This window comes from Suilimivivens sp. (assembly GCF_037359455.1).
GTDB classification, from domain to species: Bacteria; Bacillota; Clostridia; order Lachnospirales; family Lachnospiraceae; genus Suilimivivens; species Suilimivivens aceti.
In genome coordinates this window covers 35,322-52,425 of the sequence record NZ_JAXXXI010000049.1, presented here as the reverse complement: position 1 = coordinate 52,425, position 17,104 = coordinate 35,322, and the positions used below count along the sequence as shown (strand labels likewise).

The following is a 17,104-nucleotide window of genomic DNA, read 5'->3' as shown; positions in this document are numbered from 1 at the left end:
TGTTGGCATCCAAAATAGGAGAATAATTTTATGCATGATGCAAAAATGATATTGAAATAGGAGGAACAGAAGTATGTACGTTGGTTCTGATTTAAATACAGTATCTTCATGGTATGGTCAACAAAAAGGCAACAATAGGAAAGCCCCTGCATCTGCGGAAAAGATATTTTATACGGCTGAAACACCAAAGGTATACCAGATATTCACAACAGATAATATGTTGTGGACAGGAGGTAATGGTACAGGTCTTTCTTATTGCCTTAAATATGCGGATGATTCGACGGATGAAAATCCAGTGGTGTTAGCGAAAGGTGTGGATGAAAACGGAAAAGAGTTTGAACAAAGAATATATATCAATGACGTTGATCCATCAAACGCCACAGTAGTCGAAATGCGTGCATTGGAGGCACATTACAAAGTGGAGAAGCAGGGAGGTTTTACGTCTTTGCCGCTTGAAGCTGGTAATATGGGGCTTAATGACAGAAGAGATTTTATTTCAATGTTTAAAGAGTGCATAGAAGATTTAAACAAATTAGGAAGGTTTGATTTATCGTTGCTTTGGACGAAAAGTATGGATGCTTATCTTGATTTGACAAGTGCAAATAGTAAGTACAAATAAGGCTTAGCTATTTGGACATAGAAGGAGAGAATTTAGAAAAAACGAAGGAGATTGAGACAATGCAGTCAATATCAAGTTATATTAATCCTAATACAAGAGGACTTACATCTAATTACAAAAATACAGCTATTAAAGATAAGGAAACCTATAATGAGGCGATGTCGCAGCACTTACTAAATCCGGTAGAAGATTTGGTTCAAGTGTTAAAAACACCTATAAAATTGGCGAAGAGTTCGTCACTTAGCAGACAGAATAATTCTGTTAATATTGCGGAAGGGCAAAGGATCCGTGTTAATGGAGGTCATGTGCTTACGGTTACGGCGCATGGAGTAGAGGTTTCTGGTGGAGATAATCCGTATGATACACAATCATATGTAAAAGCACAGAGAATGGCAGATGCATTGGCATCCATGCTGCGAAATGCAGGTGGGACAATGACTACTGTAGCACATTCAAAGGAGGAATATGCCCGGTATACAGAAGGAATTACGGATGTTATGTCTTATCTGGGTATAGACACTTCCAAAGATTTTACGGTCAATGGTATGAAATATAGCAAAAATAAAGATGGTTGGTATGAGTCAGAAGCGAACAGTGATGCGCAGGCGGCATATGAACAGTTAAAAGCGAATAACAGAACCTATCAGTTTGCAGACGAAAAGACCAAAAAGCAGGTTGCATATATTAGTGATTATTACCTTCAGACAGTGCCGGAGAGTGTAAAAGCGGCGTATCAGGAAACATTGGAAGAAACTGGTTTTAATCCATTTCAGACAGATGTAACCAGTACATTAACGCAGCTATCGGTAGAGCAGGATTTTCTGACAGGTGGTGATGACAATATTTTTGGTGAAACGAAAGAAAGTTGTTTAGCAGCTATCGACAAAGTATTGGAGAGAATAGAAAATCCGCTGGCAGCAGTTACAGATGAAAGGGCAGCATATCTGCAACAGGAAAAAGAATTTTATACCGTGCTGGCATCTAAAATACGAGAATAATTGAGAAGCTGCAGACATTTAATTAGACAAAACTTTTTATTAAAACTTCAAGCTGTTGGAGGTGGATTTATGGGAATCGCTTTTTCAAATATAGGAACAGTTGGAAGGGAACAGTTAATTACTTCTGGTAGTAATGGAGAACCAAACTGGTCTTATATTCCATCGAAAGGAAAAAGTACGAAAACACAGACTGAATTTGTGAGTGAGATTAAGAAACTGGCACAAAAGGCTGCCAATGCTACTGATAAAACGGAACAAGACTCTATTTTTAAAGCAGGCAGATATCAGTTCGCTGAAAACGGTCTTTACAGGATATAATTCTTTTGTAAGCAAAATATCGCAGAAAGCAACTGGTATATTGAATGCTGCAAACCGGGCGAGTGCAACCTATACAAATAATGGTACGTACTCTAAGACGGATTCTTCTTTGACATCGAGCAAGATAGATAAAGAAGTATAGAAATATTACACAAGTGGTTCGATATATAAAATAGTTATCATTAATTACTGAACATAAAACGAAATGGGAGAGATGTATTATGAATATTGATTACGGTCAGTTTTACAGAGGAACAACGAATATTCCCTCATATGGGAATGGTATATATAAGAAAGACACCCTTGTAAAGTATGAATTTAACACTACAGATGAACATGGCAATAAGATTATGGACAAGATGTCAAGGGAAGAAACCCTGCAGGCGATGAAGGACATCGGTTCGCAGTATGGAGATGCGGTTATTGTTGAATTTTCGGGAGATGGAATGGCTGCACTTGTGGAAAACAAGAAAGGTATAGTGGATGCCAATGTAACGAAAGAGCAGCGGGAATCAATGGAGGCGAGAAATGCAGCGTTCCAAAAAGAAATTACGCAGGTTGATAACTCACTAGAACTTCCGGCATATTCCGGAATGTATGGTGCAGACAAGGCGGTTGCATCTGCGGTGGAGAACTGCAGCAAAGAGGAACAGGGATTTGTGTATGATATCATCCGTCAGAATTTCCTTGTCGGAAATACTGGCTCTATGACAGAGGAAGAACGGCAGGCAAATATTTCACTTGGTATGAAAAAAGCGGAATATGCGGCAGAGAATTTTATCCCGGAAGATAGCAGAAAACCATTTTTGGAAGCAATGGAGTCTATCGCAAAGCTTGCGAGCGCAGGAAAAGCTGACAATAACGGAAATATGGACTATGGAGTAGGGAAAGGTACATATCTTGGACATGGTAGCAATCTAGTAAAGACTACAAATGCGCTTGATATGATGAGGACGATGGACGGCAGTGCATACACGGAATATCAGAAGATTAGTAAAGAAAGCAGCAATGAGGACAGACAGCTTAATGCATTAAAATACCTTACAAATTGGTATGAAGGGGCAGTGAAAAAGAATCCTTCGATGGTTGATAATTACGAAAAGCAGTCGGAGGAATATGTGGAGAAAAATGTAAAAGATCAGAAGCTGGATGCAACTTTTTCAGATATAAAGACAGAGAATAGAGCGGCTTTTTTTGAAAGTCTGAAAGTGTTCCAGAATAATAATCCTAATTTTCTTTCATCTATCATAAACCGGGAGCTGGCATCTAAATTTTGGGGTATTTGAGAACCGTAATTTGAAGATATTATATACAGATTGAGGTAAGAGGATGAATGTAAGCACAGTAAACCAGCTATTGACATATTCAAAGCAAGCAGAGGCAGGAATACACTAAAAAGTAATACAGATGTTGCTTGGAGCAGGAAATAAAAAAATTCTTTTCTGCTTCCCAACAGTCAATGCGGAGCATATAGCCCGCAGAGGTATAAACATCAATACTATTACGTTGTGGATTGTATTTTGCAAATATTGTTCTCATCGTATCAAATCTCCTTATCATTCAATCAATCATTTGTTACAAAAATCAGAAGCATTTCAATCAGTTCACCATGTCATTTTCATTTTGTGTTATAATGTGTTATCAGATTTTTTTGCCCTTGTATTTACCCTTATCAGAGTTCGTAAACACTGGTGGGACGATATAACACAAGGGAAACAATAGAGGAAAGCTCACCTGTGATAAACTTAGTGTTTTCAAGGACTTGGGAGATATTTGATAATAAAATATATCAGTTATTAAATCCCTTGGTAAAATCTCAATTCAAGTTTGCAGAAATATCTTTCTAACTTTCCCTATTTTACAGGCTTTTCAGCCGCAAGGAGAACGGGGAGCGCAGCTGCTCCATTGATTTGCTGATCGAACTGTCCTGCATTCTCCATGTCAGCACGGATTATCTTCTGATGGGCAGCGAGCCAAGCAAAGAGGAAGTCAAAAATGATCTTCTGAGCATTATTTCGGAGCTGTCTACGATTGCGAAGAAAATCTAAAAAGCATTTTGTCGATCTGCAAGCATCATATGCCTCGTTGTGAAACCGACGAGGCATTTTTCGACAAAATCAGACGATACGGAGTACGGAAAGGTTAGCTATGTGCGTTTTCATATGCTTTTCGGATTCCGTCCGGCAAGTGGTCGGGAATCAGTGTCTTTAGTCTGTCCTCACTGCCGTCTTTGATTGCCTGCTCATAGTACCAGCATTTGAATTTCAGCATGTCCAGAGTGCGGTTCATCTGCTCAAGCTCTGCCTCCATGTGCGACCGTTGCGCCTCAAACAGTGCCTTGCGTTGTGGGTAGGTGGACGGCCCTTCTACACACCAATCCATGAATTGCCGGATGTCCTTGATCTCCATGCCAGCTTTTTTCAGACATTCAATGACCCGGAGTGCTTCAATCTCCGTGTCACCGAATTTGCGGATGCCGGATACTCGTTCCATGTTCGGAAAAAGTCCCTGCTTGTCATAATAGCGCAGCGTGGAGATAGGCAATCCGAACATCTCTGCCACCTGTCCAATAGAATACATAAATTTCCCTCCCCAAATTTTCAAAAAATATCTTGACCTAAAGTTAGGTTTAGGTATTACTATGAGAATAACACAAAGAATATAAAAATGCAAGGAGTGTTCTACGATGAATAAAAAGGTACTAATCATTTCCTCAAGTCCCCGTAAGGGCGGCAACTCTGAAACGCTGGCGGCAGCATTTGCCAAGGGCGCACGGGAGGCAGGCAATCAGGTAGAAACCGTATATCTGCGGGAAAAGCAGGTTGGCTTCTGCAAGGGCTGTCTTGCCTGCCTGAAGTTGGGGCACTGCGTCATCCAAGACGATGCCGTGGAAATTGCCGCCAAAATGCACGATGCGGATGTGCTGGTGTTCGCAACCCCCGTCTACTATTACTGCGTCAGCGGTCAGCTCAAGACTATGCTGGATCGTGCCAACCCATTGTTCGATACGGACTACGCCTTTACGAAAGCCTACTTGCTGGCAACAGCGGCAGAGGACGCACCGGAAACCTTTGCGGGCACAGAGAAAGCCGTGCAGGGCTGGGTGGACTGCTTCCCCCGCTGTGCACTGGCTGGCACAGTGTTTGCGGGCGGTGTAAACGGCGTGGGAGAGATCGCAGGTCATATTGCACTGGAGCAAGCTTATCAGATGGGCAAGGAGGTGTGAGCCATGGCAATCAAACAAACGGCAGGCAGAGATGCTCTAGGGGAATTTGCTCCAAAATTTGCGGAATTGAATGATGATGTTCTGTTCGGGCAGGTGTGGAGCCGAGAAGACAAGCTTTCCCTGCGGGACCGCAGCATTGTAACAGTGGTGGCGCTGATGGCGCAGGGACTGACGGATTCGTCTTTTCAGTACCATCTGACAACCGCAAAGAACAACGGTGTAACCAAAACGGAAATTGCGGAGATCCTGACCCATGCGGCATTTTATGCGGGCTGGCCCAAGGCGTGGGCGGCCTTCCGTATGGCAAAGGAGGTATGGGCGGAGGACGATGCTGCCGACGCAAAAGCCAAACACCAGAACGAGATGGTATTTCCTATCGGAACACCCAATGATGACTTTGTGAAATACTTTATCGGGCAAAGCTATCTCGTACCTCTTTCTACGCAGCAGGTCGGCATTTACAATGTGACCTTTGAACCCGGCTGCCGTAACAACTGGCACATTCATCACGCCAAAAGCGGCGGCGGACAGATCCTCGTCTGTGTGGCTGGTCGAGGTTACTATCAGGAATGGGGCAAACCGGCACAGGAGCTCCGTTCCGGCGATGTGGTAAATATTCCTGTTGGTGTAAAGCACTGGCACGGCGCAGCACCGGATAGCTGGTTCTCTCATCTGGCAGTAGAGGTTCCAGGGGATGAAACCTCCAATGAATGGTTGGAAGCCGTGGACAACACAGTATATCTTAAAGCAGCAGGCAAGGAGGTCTGAATATGGAAAAATTGAATCTGACACAGGAATGGGACAAGGTGTTCCCAAAAAGCGACAAGGTGGATCACAAGAAAGTAACCTTTCACAACCGCTACGGCATCATACTGGCGGCGGATATGTACACGCCAAAGAGTGTGGTGGGCAAGTTGCCCGCTATTGCCGTCAGCGGTCCGTTCGGTGCGGTAAAGGAGCAGTCCTCCGGTCTGTATGCACAGAAAATGGCAGAGCTTGGCTTCTTGACGATTGCCTTTGACCCGTCCTACACCGGAGAGAGCGGCGGTACACCCCGCTATGTCGCTTCGCCGGACATCAACACCGAGGATTTCTGCGCAGCGGTGGACTTCCTCTCCGTGCAGGAGAATGTTGACCCAGAGCGCATCGGTATCATCGGTATCTGTGGCTGGGGCGGTATGGCGATCAACGCTGCTGCCATTGATACCCGCATCAAAGCTACAGCGGCCATGACCATGTACGACATGACCCGTGTAACTGCCAACGGATATTTTGATGCTGAGGATTCTGAGCAGACACGCTATGAGAAGAAAAAAGCCATGAATGCACAGCGCACTGCAGATTACAAAAACGGTACCTATGCTCTGGCAGGCGGTGTGGTCGATCCGCTGCCGGAGGACGCACCGCAGTTTGTAAAGGACTATTACGCCTACTATAAGACTTCGCGAGGCTACCATCCCCGCAGCCTGAATTCCAACGGCGGCTGGAATGTGACCTCCTCGCTGTCGTTCCTGAATATGACGATCCTGCAATACAGCAGCGAGATCCGCTCCGCCGTACTGCTGGTGCACGGAGAGAAAGCGCACTCCCGCTATTTCAGCGAGACGGCTTACAGCAAGCTGACCGGGGACAACAAGGAATTGCTCATTATCCCCGGTGCAAGCCACACTGACCTTTACGATCAGATGGACATCATTCCGTTTGAAAAGCTCAATGCATTCTTTACGGAGTATTTGAGATAAAGCGGCATATTATGTGTTTTGCGTAAGCATCTGGAGGAAGGTTTATATCAAGTTTCTACTGTTTCTGCATCGGATGTACTGAAACGAAATACAGACTCTTTAGAAAAAAGAGCAGTTGATGATGGAATGTCCGGTGCAGTGTGGGTGTAATGCTCATGTTGCATCGGTTTTTTTGTAAAAATAATTTTTAATAATGTTGATTTTTAACTGCTCTTATACCATTGCAAATCAGAAGCAAGCACGGTATAATATGGATAAGAAGACAAAGGCCACCGCAACGGTGCGAAAAATAGATTTTGGCTGCTTCTACAAGGAGCAGATCGAGAAGCGTTATCCTCAGTGGCTGAAAACGCAGATATGTGATGCAGCAAGCTATTTGTATAAGCCGAAAGGCCGCAGAAATGCGGCTTTTCCTAAATACATGAGTTAGCCGAACCTAACTTGCCAATGCGCGCGTGCTGGTTAGATAAATCTAACTATAAAAGGAGAGACAGCAATGCGAGAACACAAGAATTTCTGGGACAGAAATGCAGGTCTGTATGACTGCTTTATGCGAAAAGACAGGGCAGTATACGAAAAAATATATGAGCTGATCCGTCCGGTCGTGAAAGACAAAACAGTGCTGGAGTTGGCTACAGGAACGGGACTGATCGCCAAGCATATCGTAAAAGTAACGGCTCACATTGAGGCGACGGATGCCTCTCCCGAAATGATTGCAGAAGCCAAGCGGGGACATTGCTCTGCGAAGCTGCATTTTTCCGTGCAGGATATGTTTTCTTTGCCATACGCAGGTAATTCATTTGATGTGGTGATCGTATCCAACGCATTGCACATCGTGCCGCAGCCAGAGAAATCACTGCGAGAAATCAAACGGGTGCTGAAGGACGATGGTGTGTTGATCGCGCCAACCTTTACTCACGCGGAAAATTCACTTAGGGGAAGGATCAAAGCCTATTTTATGAGATTGGCAGGCTTCCCTCTGCATAGCAGGTGGACGAGCGAGGAGTATCTGAGTTTTCTGCGGCTGCGGCGGGGCGAACATCAAAACGCTATTAAAACTGTGCCCCAAAGGCAAGGTGCAGGGCATCGGCTACTCGGCTGTCAGCGTAGAAAAAGCGCGAAAGGCCAATGCAAGTGCCATTGCGGCAGGGCGGTGTACCGTGCAGCAGGCAAGTGTGGCAGAGCTGCCGTTTGAAGTGGAGCAGTTTGAGGTAGTGACCGCCTTTGAAACGGTCTATTTTTGGCCGGAGCTTGCGCAAAATTTCAGAGAAGTCTATCGGGTGCTGAAACCCGGCGGGACTTTTTTCATCTGTAACGAAGCAAATGGAGAAACAGCAAAAGACGACAAATGGACGAAGATCATTGATGGTATGACCATCTACACGGATACTGCCCTGAAGGCATATCTGGAGCAAGCAGGATTTTGTAAGATTCAGAGCCACAAAAATAAAAAAGGCTGGCTGTGCGTTACTGCGCGGAAATGAGAGGAGAAAAAAGCCATGAGCATTTTTGCATCCATCCTGCGGGCAGTGTATAGACTCTCCGGGGTGAAAAAGTCTTTCGCACTGCCGGAGAACGAATTGCGAAAGGAAATTGAAAAGCAAAACCGACATCGCGGCGTTTTTACGCCGACCGACCACAAGGCATATTATGAGACGATAGAAGTCAACGGCTTTCCATGCCTGATCGTCCGTGAAAATCCGAATCCGTCAAAGCGCGCCATCCTCTATTTCTTCGGCGGCGGTATGGTGATCGACCCGGATAAGGGCGATCTGCCAGTCATGCGTAAGCTGTGCCGTGAAACCGGCTGCGATGTGTGGTTTCCGTTCTACCCGCTCTGCATGGAGCATTGTATCACCGAAACCTACGAAATGGTCTATGAATGCTACCGCAGAATGCTCAAATTGTACGGCGGTGGAAATGTCAGCACCTGTGGCTTTTCCTCCGGCGGCGCACTGGCTCTGGGGATTGCGGCGCACAATAATGCGCAGCCGGAGCCGTTGCCGCAGCCACGGCATATCGTTGCCGTATCACCCGGCGAAGTGCCATGGAACGATGGCGAAAAATCGCGGATGAAGGCATTGAATGAAAGAGACGTTTCCATTGATTATGCCTTTATGGTGACAGTGGAAAAGTTTATGCGGCGTGGCTGTAAGAATGTGCCGGACTATATGCTCTCCGGCTCCCGGGGGAATTTTACCGGCGTTGGCGATATTCACTTCTTCTATTCTGCGGATGAGGTGCTATACGGTGCGCTGCCGGACTTTGAGGAGGCCTGCAAACGCGCTAAGGTTCCCTATACAGTGTCCGCCCGCCCGAAGATGGTGCATTGCTACTGTATGCTGCCAATCTTCAAGGAGGCGCGCGAGGATTTTGCAAAGATTACAGATATTTTGAAGAAATGAGATCGGAGCCGGTAATATGAGAGTTTTGGAATACGGAAAAGAACATGAAAAGACGCTACTATTTCTGCCATGCACGGCGGAGCCGGAGTGGGTGTTCGCCGACTCGGTTGGTCTACTCTCACAGGATTATCATGTGATGCAGATCGTCTATGACGGTCACGGCGAAACGGGAGAAGACTTTATCTCCGTGGAGACGACAGTGGACGAGGTGTCAGATTGGCTGCAAGCGCACGGAATTATCCGCTTGAACGCGGCATACGGCTGTTCTCTGGGCGGTGCGTGTCTGACTCGCTTTCTTGCCTTGGGAAAAATCCCGGTCGAGCGCGCCGTCATTGATGCGGGCATTACGCCGTATCGGATGCCGCTGATTTTGCGCCGTCTCGCCTGCCTGCGTGACGAGCTTGGTTTCAGGCTCATAGCGAAGAATCGCAAGATCCTTGAGACGGTCTATCCGCCGGAGCGCTGGACGATACCGGGACGCGATCCGGTGAAGGAATATGACGCGCTGGCAGCGTATCTGAAAACCTATTCAAAACGCACCGTCCGCAACATCTTCTGGTCGGCGAACAACTATACTCTGCCAACGAAGCCGGCTGAAATGGGCTGCCAAATCACTTATTGGTACGGCGGGGAGGAAAAGCAGGCACGACACAGTAATGGTTGCTTTATTAAGCAATATTTTCCACAGGTGGAACTGCATGAAATTCCGAAGATGGATCACGCGGAGCTTGTGATGATGTATCCGCAGGATTTTTACCGGAGAATTATGGAGTTCCTGACACACACATCGGCTGCTCAAAACGAAAGAGGCTGAAGGAAAGGAAGAATCAGAATGCTCTATCCGCAGCTTTTTGGATTCAACGGAGATATAGACTTATGAAAATCATCGTTGCGATTGCTTTTTATTTTCTGTATTGGGGCGTATGTTTTCTCGGAACAGGAACGGACAAGAAAAATATCATGGGGCTGCGTTCTTATCCCGAAGAAGTTCAAAACCGTGTGCGAAGCGACCCTCAGATTGGGAAGATTGTTCCGAAGGAAAAATCCCGCGCTGCCGTTTTGCTCAGCAATCTTTTTCTTTTCACTGTCGTGTTTTCCGTTTTGGGACTCGCGCTGAAAAGTGTGCTGAACTTGGACGGTTACCTGTCGGCATTTTGGTACTTCCTTGCGTTCGGGGAGGGATTGGGGCTGTTTGATCTTTTGGTGATTGATCTTCTCTGGTGGCGCAACACAAAACGCATCCGCTTTTCTTTCCTGCCGGAGAAGAAATACTATCAAAATCCGAAAAAGCATATCGAATCGTTTTGGCGCGGTATCCCGTTGTTTGCCGCAGCCGCCGCACTGGCAGCCTTGATCGCCACGGCGTTTTGAACCATACATCGTAGAAGAACTGATGAAATAATTCAACTATACAATACAACGATTTGAAAGGACCTTCCATCAGCGGCTTTTTCCGGTTTCTCGCCAAGGTTGGGGATGACGGGATGAAAATGCAGATCGTGAAGATCGGATTCGGAGGCAAGCAATGAAAATGAGCAAAGAAAAACGAGCACTCATCGCAGGTATGATTGGCTGCCTTTTATATGTGATCGGCGACTTTTTGTTTGCGGCGACCGGGAAAAGCCAAAGCACAGAATCCATTGGGCTGATGGTCAAGGTCGCCTATCTTGATATGGCAACATGGCGCATGGTGGTCAGCATCATCTGCGGTGTTCTTGGAACGGCACTCTATTACATCGGTTTTCACCAGATGTGGAAGCTTTTGAAGCAACGCATCACCCAACCGAAGCAGCAGAAATGGGTCAAGCTGTTTCAAATCGCCTATCTCACCGGCACGGTCTGCTGGGGTTATGTTCATGCCATGTTCATGAATGTGGCGCTGATCTTCAAGTTTACCTTTGAGAAATACGGCGATATGCAGGCGGCAGCTGAAATTGCCAACAAGGTGTTTTACTGCAACGCCGCGCCGCTGCTGGCAGCATATATCCTGTGTGATGTACTTCTTTCCGTCGTGATGCTCGTTATGATCTGGAAAAGGATGTTCCCGCTGAAAAACACAGCACAGCGGATATTGGCATCCTTCTGCAACCCCATCGTTTTTACGGGGATTGTGGGAAATCTCTTCACGCTTCTGCCGTGGCCGCTGGATCAGATCGATCACGGCACGGAATCCGCCGGACACCTGCTGGTTTTGGTATTGGGGCTGGTTTTGCTGCGGGAGATGGCAAAATGCGGAGAATGTAAGGAGAACGTGCAATGAAATACATGGGTATGCCTATGGGAATGTGGGCGTTGTTTGCAGGCTCATTCCAAAAGCAGTTGATGGTGGTGTTCGGCTATGATGCCGATGCGGCACAAGCGATCACGAAAAAAGCAAAGCCGAAGTACAAAGCAATCATTGCAGACCTGCCGGAGTTTGAAAAAGCGGACCGCTTCAAGATGAACATCGTCAACTGCGCAATGCTCGGCGCGTTCATCCTCTCCATGCCGGAGCGTCCGGATGTAGCGCGGCTGACGGAGTATTACGCGAAGGCCATGATGACAGAGCCGATGAAATGGTTCTGCCGCAAAAGCGGGAAGAACAAGCTTACCTCCAAAGATATTTTCGCCATGAGGGTGACCGCAGCCTTGAAAGCCGCCGACCGCAACCCCTACTCGTGGAACATGGAGTTTTACGAATACCAGGATGGCAGCGGCTACGAGGGACGCTTTACCAAGTGCGGCATCTGCGTGCTGATGAAGGAACTGGGTCTGTACGACCTGACTCCTGCTTTGTGCCATCTGGACTACACCATGAGCGAAGCAGGCGGTGTGACAAATTTTGTGCGGCAGTACACCCTTGCCTCCGGCGGCCCCTACTGCGACTGCGGGTATAAAAAGAAAGGATAACGGACGATGAAGAGGAAGGAAACCTATCTTTCCCGTGATTTCTGGGAGACTGCGGCACTGCGCTTTCACGCGCAGGCAAAGGAACTGAACACCGCTTTCGATATGCGCCTGAGTGCGCTGCTGGCTGAAAATGCGGGTGCAAGCAAGGAAAAGCAATACCACCTCAAGCGGCAGATATTGCCGGGCATTTCGGCCCGGCGGCGGGCTTTGCCCCAAAAGAACTGCAGACAGGTAACGGCGTCTGGCGTGTGGATATGATGAAGTGTCCCTATCACGACACCTGCGCAGAATACGGCTGCCCGGAGCTGTGCCGCTGCTTTTGCGACAGTGATGACATCAGCTATACCGGGCTGCATCCGAAACTGATCTGGGAGAGAAGCATGACGCTGGGGCGTGGAAATGACCGCTGCGATTTCTGCATGAAGGTCAGATAATAGTGGGGAGCATATTGGTATGCCGCAAAAGCAGTATTGGACGGACTTTTCAGTACAGCCCGATGCAAAGGTTGCCTGCTGGTACGGAGAAAAAGAAGGGCATCACTGACTGTCTGCGGATCGCCGGACAGACTTCTTCGCCCGACATGCCCGGTAGCATCAAATCTAAAATCACAAACATGATTGGATGCTTCTGGAAGACATCTAGCGCCTCTTTGCCATCCTCGGCGGCAAAAACATGGTAGCCCTGTTTTGTTATATATGCAGAAACCAATTCACGGATTATCGTTTCGTCATCGACGACCAATACATTTTTCTCTAATGCCATAAAGATACCTCTTTCTATTAAAACGAAAAATGAGTTAATTCCACAAAAACATTATACATAAATCCGCCTTTTTTTCAATTCCATCACAGCCCTGCACAGAACACGTAAAATCTGGAGAGTTTGGCATAATCTGACCAAATCTGAACAATGGCTGACGGTGGCGTGGTACTGATTGGCATGACTCTGGTGCCGCTGCTTTCTGGACTTTTGACTAAATTACGGTATTCTGAAACTGAAAGGAAACAGAATTCGACACAATCCGAAAAACCAATGTAAATCAATTGAAGCTGCGGTTTATAATTGCAAAACCAATTGATTCTTGATACAGTTAAGATGCTGAACAGACGAAGTGACAGAAAGAGTTATACTAGAGAAGCGACAGATTAAAGGTTGGAGGTAAAAATGGGAAAATATATATTAAGCATGGCGAGTTTGGGACTTTTAATTTTTGCATTAGCAGGATGTGGAAACACTCAAAAAGATGACTTGCCAAATAGTAAAGCTCAGTCAGATACTGCTACCGCAGATGGCGAAATTCAGTCAAATACCGCTGCCTCAAAATTCCAAATGCCAGAAGAAGGCTATTATAGTAATGATTTTGATGAAATTCTGAATATTACTAAAAAGGATGATGGCACATATAGTATCGAATATAGCGTTACCCATTTGCTTTATGTCGAAAACGCAATTGGAACTTATGATTCTGAAACAGGGATTCTCAGCTTTAGTGGTAAAGATGATAGGGAAAATGATATAAAAGCGGATATTGAAAATAAGGGTGATCATTTGGAGGTCACTGTAACTCAAAGTAGTCATGAAGATATTGTTGGAACAACACAGAATTTTTCTCAGACAGATGCGTATCAATAAGAAATTTTCATTTTCCAGTTTATCAAATAGGTAACGTCCACTAAACAACTGAATATATTAACCATGAGCAGTTATTTTCAATCCAGAAAACGGCTGCTCTTTTTATGGGTTGTGACCCTGTTGAGCTCGTGAAGCGTGTGAAATATAAACCACAATCACCTATTCTTGTAATAGAAAGTAGAGTATGGTAGTGTATAGAAAAGTAACTGAGGGGAGGTACATATTGTGGATATTTCTTATGAGTATGGTTACCTTTTTGGGAAAGTTGAACAAAATTCCTTCAGGGCTGATGGAAAATACTCTCAGATTACAATGGTTCTTCCGGAAAAGAATGCAGTTGTTTATAAAATATGTTTTTTGCTATGCTTGTATTTTCGAATAAAAAGTTGAAAGGCGTGAAGGAATATGATCATGTCAAAAGATGAGTATTTAATTACCGATGTGCCGCTGAAAGCGTTGACGGTTTTTGCAATGCCGATGATTCTCGGCAGCTTTTTTCAGCAGGTATATAATATGGCTGACTCCATTATCGTAGGTCAGTTTGTTGGTTCCTCCGCACTGGCGGCGGTTGGTGCCTGTGCAGCGCTTACTAATGTTTTCATTTGTGTGGCACTGGGTGCCGGTGTTGGTGCAGGTGTGCTTGTGAGCCGCTATTTCGGTGCCAAGGAGTATGGAAAAATGAAAACCATTGTGTCTACATCACTGATCAGCTTTTTGCTTCTGAGTATTATCCTTGGTGTCTTTGGCTTTTGCTTTTCCCATGTGATGATGAGCGGATTACAGACTCCTCCCGATATTCTGGAGGAAGCAGTGCTGTACTTGCGGGTCTATTTTGCGGGCTTTCCGTTTTTGTTCATGTACAATATTCTCTCTACCATGTTCACTTCCATCGGTGAATCAAAAATTCCCCTGGGACTGCTGATCTTTTCATCCATCCTGAATATTGTGATGGATCTTTGGATGGTAGCCGGTCTGGGGCTTGGTGTGTTCGGTGCGGCGCTTGCAACTTTGATTGCACAGGGCATTTCGGCTGTGCTTTCACTTTTGATTTTCTTTTACCGGATGCAGCGGTATAGGAGTAGCTTTGCCTGGTTTGATGGGCAGGAGCTGCGCTCGATGCTTCGGATTGCTGTTCCATCGGTTCTTCAGCAGTCTACCGTATCTATCGGTATGATGATCGTACAGGCGGTGGTAAATCCTTTCGGTACACAGGCACTCGCCGGGTACGCGGCAACAATGAGGGTGGAGAATGTTTTTTCCCTGATTTTCGTGTCCATCGGTAATGCGGTTTCGCCGTATGTTTCCCAGAACCTTGGCGCAAACAAAATCCCACGCATCAAAAAAGGCTATCACGCAGCATTGGTGTTAGATGTGTGTTTTGCGGCTCTTGCTTTCCTTGTCATTGAAACGCTGCACACGCAGATTTCCTCGTTGTTCCTCGGAAAAGACGGAACCGCCCTGGCTTATCAGGTGTCTGGGGATTATATGAGATGGCTTGGTTACTTCTTTATCTTTATGGGGATTAAAATGGCGACCGATGGAGTTCTTCGCGGACTCGGAATCATGCGTCCGTTCCTCATTGCCAATATGGTAAACCTTGCGATTCGCTTGTCTGTGGCGTTGATCTGTGCTCCGCGTTTTGGTATTGATTTTGTTTGGCTTGCCGTGCCGGCAGGCTGGCTTGCTAACTTTCTGGTTTCCTATACGGCACTTAGAAAATCCTGGCCGACTGAGAAAGTGGAGTCATCTTGATAAGAGTCCTGTGCACGCCCCCGGGAGGAAAATCCTTGCAAAAGTCTGTCATGACGAATAGAATAAAATCAGAACAAACAGAAGCACAAAGGACACAGTCAGCATGAAAACAGCAGTAAACAATAATAACGGACTTATGACAGAGGGCAGTATCTTCCAGAAGATACTGTTCTTTTCCATACCACTGATCCTGGGAAATCTGCTACAGCAGTTATACAATACAGCAGACTCCGTCATGGTAGGAAATTTTGTTGGAAGCAACGCGCTGGCAGCAGTTGGAGCCAGCTCATCCATGATCTATCTTCTGATTGCCTTCAGCCAGGGCGCAGCAGTAGGTGCTGGTGTGATCGTGGCACAGTATCTTGGGGCGGGGGACAAAAAGAGCGTTTCTGATGCCGTACATACATCGCTTGTGATTGCAGGGATACTTGGTATCGTGCTGACCATCGCGGGAATTGTCCTGAGCAGGCAGCTTCTTGAATGGATGAAGACCCCGGAAGAGGTTATGGAGCAGGCAGTTACTTATTTCAGGCTGTATTCCGCCGGTATGTTCTTTGGTATTGTTTATAATATGGCAGCAGGCATTTTAAATGCAGCAGGAAATTCCAAAAGATCCCTTTTATATCTGGCTGTTGCATCTTTCACCAATATCATACTGGACATCCTTTTTATTGCCATTCTGGACATGGGCGTTGCAGGGGCAGCAATCGCAACAGATATCAGCCAGGCAGTTTCCTGTATTCTGTCCATGGCTTTCCTGATGCGGGTAAAGGACAGCTATCAGGTTTCGCTGAAAAAGCTGAAGATTCACAGGCGGATCGCAGGCAGCATGATCCGGGTGGGACTGCCTACCGGAATCCAGAATATGGTCATTTCCCTGTCCAACGTACTGGTGCAGACCAGTGTCAATGGCTTTGGGGCAGCTGCCATGGCAGGCTATACGGCTTACCTGAAGGTAGATGGCTTTAATATACTTCCGGTCATGAGCTTCAGTATGGCGGTGACAACCTTTGCCGGACAGAACTATGGAGCCGGAAACTATGACAGGGTAAAGAAGGGCATGTATGTGACACTGGCGATGGGCTTTGTGTATACGGTACTGACAGGAGCTCTGCTTCTGACCTTTGATGACCAGATCATGGGAATGTTCTCAAGGGACGCAGAGGTGATCACATGCGGAAAGCTGGCTATGAAGTATTTCTGCCCATTTTATTTTATCCTGAGTATCCTGCATGGTCTGTCCGGGGCACTCAGAGGAGTCGGTAAAAGCATTCCACCCATGGTGGTACTTCTTTTGTCCCTGTGTGTGTTCCGTATTTTCTGGATCTGGCTGGTGCTTCCGCATTTTTCAACGATCGAGGGCGTTTATCTGCTGTATCCGGTATCTTGGGCACTTGGGGCTGTGATGATCATCATTTATGCCTGCACGGCAAAGTGGCTGCCGGCCGGCAGACAGCAGGGTAAGGTGAGATGAATTCTCGATAGAGAAAAAACAGTGGCATATCCTGCTGAATACAGGTATA

The 17,104-nt window shown here is 46.3% G+C and carries 21 protein-coding genes and 2 pseudogenes; 20 read left to right on the top strand and 3 right to left on the bottom strand.

The window, feature by feature from the left end; all coding sequences use genetic code 11:
- Positions 1-73: 73 nt before the first annotated feature.
- From WJQ40_RS10415 to WJQ40_RS10400, 4 genes are all read left to right on the top strand, one after another.
- Positions 74-619, top strand: coding sequence for a hypothetical protein (locus WJQ40_RS10415; RefSeq protein ID WP_337539944.1), 546 nt, complete (start codon positions 74-76; stop codon positions 617-619).
- 59 nt (positions 620-678) lie between these two features.
- Positions 679-1,617, top strand: coding sequence for a hypothetical protein (locus tag WJQ40_RS10410; protein WP_337539942.1), 939 nt, complete (start codon positions 679-681; stop codon positions 1,615-1,617).
- A 69-nt stretch (positions 1,618-1,686) separates the two neighbouring features.
- Positions 1,687-1,935, top strand: coding sequence for a hypothetical protein (locus WJQ40_RS10405; protein ID WP_055171115.1), 249 nt, complete (start codon positions 1,687-1,689; stop codon positions 1,933-1,935).
- A gap of 221 nt (positions 1,936-2,156) precedes the next feature.
- A complete protein-coding gene (locus tag WJQ40_RS10400) occupies positions 2,157-3,221 on the top strand; it encodes a hypothetical protein (RefSeq protein ID WP_337539934.1) in 1,065 nt (354 codons plus the stop codon).
- Positions 3,222-3,369: 148 nt separating this feature from the next.
- On the opposite strand, the pseudogene WJQ40_RS10395 reads toward WJQ40_RS10400, so the two are convergent.
- Both WJQ40_RS10395 and WJQ40_RS10390 read right to left on the bottom strand, forming a co-directional pair.
- A pseudogene (locus WJQ40_RS10395) lies at positions 3,370-3,474 on the bottom strand (toxin-antitoxin system protein); the annotation flags it as partial.
- 603 nt (positions 3,475-4,077) lie between these two features.
- Positions 4,078-4,515 carry a MerR family transcriptional regulator gene (locus WJQ40_RS10390; protein WP_262575788.1) on the bottom strand — a complete coding sequence of 146 codons (438 nt, stop codon included), beginning with the start codon at positions 4,513-4,515 and terminating at the stop codon, positions 4,078-4,080.
- A 106-nt stretch (positions 4,516-4,621) separates the two neighbouring features.
- Between WJQ40_RS10390 and WJQ40_RS10385 the strand changes: the two genes are divergently transcribed.
- The 13 genes and pseudogenes from WJQ40_RS10385 to WJQ40_RS10325 all read left to right on the top strand — a co-directional run bounded on the left by WJQ40_RS10385 (position 4,622) and on the right by WJQ40_RS10325 (position 12,631).
- Positions 4,622-5,161: a flavodoxin family protein gene (locus WJQ40_RS10385; protein ID WP_337539932.1), complete on the top strand. Its 540-nt coding sequence runs from the start codon at positions 4,622-4,624 to the stop codon at positions 5,159-5,161.
- Positions 5,162-5,164: 3 nt separating this feature from the next.
- Positions 5,165-5,929, top strand: a complete 765-nt coding sequence (locus WJQ40_RS10380; RefSeq protein ID WP_337539929.1) for a carboxymuconolactone decarboxylase family protein — start codon at positions 5,165-5,167, stop codon at positions 5,927-5,929.
- Positions 5,930-5,931: 2 nt separating this feature from the next.
- Positions 5,932-6,903 carry an alpha/beta hydrolase gene (locus WJQ40_RS10375; protein ID WP_337539926.1) on the top strand — a complete coding sequence of 324 codons (972 nt, stop codon included), beginning with the start codon at positions 5,932-5,934 and terminating at the stop codon, positions 6,901-6,903.
- Between the two features lie 250 nt (positions 6,904-7,153).
- A complete protein-coding gene (locus WJQ40_RS10370) occupies positions 7,154-7,333 on the top strand; it encodes a hypothetical protein (RefSeq protein WP_337539925.1) in 180 nt (59 codons plus the stop codon).
- Positions 7,334-7,399: 66 nt separating this feature from the next.
- A pseudogene (locus WJQ40_RS10365) lies at positions 7,400-7,846 on the top strand (class I SAM-dependent methyltransferase); the annotation flags it as partial.
- Positions 7,847-7,943: 97 nt separating this feature from the next.
- Positions 7,944-8,387, top strand: a complete 444-nt coding sequence (locus WJQ40_RS10360) for a class I SAM-dependent methyltransferase (protein WP_337539952.1) — start codon at positions 7,944-7,946, stop codon at positions 8,385-8,387.
- A 15-nt stretch (positions 8,388-8,402) separates the two neighbouring features.
- Positions 8,403-9,308 (top strand): alpha/beta hydrolase, encoded by a 906-nt coding sequence (locus WJQ40_RS10355; RefSeq protein WP_337539922.1) that lies wholly within the window; start codon positions 8,403-8,405, stop codon positions 9,306-9,308.
- 16 nt (positions 9,309-9,324) lie between these two features.
- Entirely contained in the window at positions 9,325-10,122 is a 798-nt protein-coding gene (locus tag WJQ40_RS10350; protein WP_337539920.1) for an alpha/beta hydrolase, read from the top strand.
- A gap of 62 nt (positions 10,123-10,184) precedes the next feature.
- The gene (locus tag WJQ40_RS10345) at positions 10,185-10,679 is read left to right on the top strand and encodes an ABC transporter permease (RefSeq protein WP_337539918.1); all 495 of its coding nucleotides are present in this window, start codon (positions 10,185-10,187) and stop codon (positions 10,677-10,679) included.
- A gap of 154 nt (positions 10,680-10,833) precedes the next feature.
- On the top strand, positions 10,834-11,568 hold the full coding sequence (locus WJQ40_RS10340) for a DUF6796 family protein (RefSeq protein WP_337539916.1): 735 nt from the start codon (positions 10,834-10,836) through the stop codon (positions 11,566-11,568).
- Positions 11,565-12,197, top strand: a complete 633-nt coding sequence (locus WJQ40_RS10335) for an L-2-amino-thiazoline-4-carboxylic acid hydrolase (protein ID WP_337539913.1) — start codon at positions 11,565-11,567, stop codon at positions 12,195-12,197. Before WJQ40_RS10340 ends, WJQ40_RS10335 begins: the two co-directional genes overlap by 4 nt.
- Positions 12,198-12,203: 6 nt before the next feature.
- Complete coding sequence (locus tag WJQ40_RS10330) at positions 12,204-12,455, top strand: hypothetical protein (RefSeq protein WP_337539912.1); 252 nt, start codon at positions 12,204-12,206, stop codon at positions 12,453-12,455.
- Positions 12,446-12,631 carry an L-2-amino-thiazoline-4-carboxylic acid hydrolase gene (locus WJQ40_RS10325; RefSeq protein WP_337539910.1) on the top strand — a complete coding sequence of 62 codons (186 nt, stop codon included), beginning with the start codon at positions 12,446-12,448 and terminating at the stop codon, positions 12,629-12,631. Before WJQ40_RS10330 ends, WJQ40_RS10325 begins: the two co-directional genes overlap by 10 nt.
- Positions 12,632-12,680: 49 nt before the next feature.
- On the opposite strand, the gene WJQ40_RS10320 is transcribed toward WJQ40_RS10325, so the two are convergent.
- Complete coding sequence (locus tag WJQ40_RS10320; protein ID WP_337539906.1) at positions 12,681-12,959, bottom strand: response regulator; 279 nt, start codon at positions 12,957-12,959, stop codon at positions 12,681-12,683.
- Between the two features lie 402 nt (positions 12,960-13,361).
- Here WJQ40_RS10320 and WJQ40_RS10315 point away from each other — a divergent pair, with 402 nt between their 5' ends.
- The 3 genes from WJQ40_RS10315 (at position 13,362) to WJQ40_RS10305 (ending at position 17,055) form a co-directional block, all read left to right on the top strand.
- Positions 13,362-13,829 carry a hypothetical protein gene (locus tag WJQ40_RS10315; RefSeq protein ID WP_337539902.1) on the top strand — a complete coding sequence of 156 codons (468 nt, stop codon included), beginning with the start codon at positions 13,362-13,364 and terminating at the stop codon, positions 13,827-13,829.
- A gap of 411 nt (positions 13,830-14,240) precedes the next feature.
- Positions 14,241-15,581 carry an MATE family efflux transporter gene (locus WJQ40_RS10310; RefSeq protein WP_337539950.1) on the top strand — a complete coding sequence of 447 codons (1,341 nt, stop codon included), beginning with the start codon at positions 14,241-14,243 and terminating at the stop codon, positions 15,579-15,581.
- A 103-nt stretch (positions 15,582-15,684) separates the two neighbouring features.
- A complete protein-coding gene (locus WJQ40_RS10305; protein WP_262575778.1) occupies positions 15,685-17,055 on the top strand; it encodes an MATE family efflux transporter in 1,371 nt (456 codons plus the stop codon).
- Positions 17,056-17,104 lie beyond the last annotated feature (49 nt).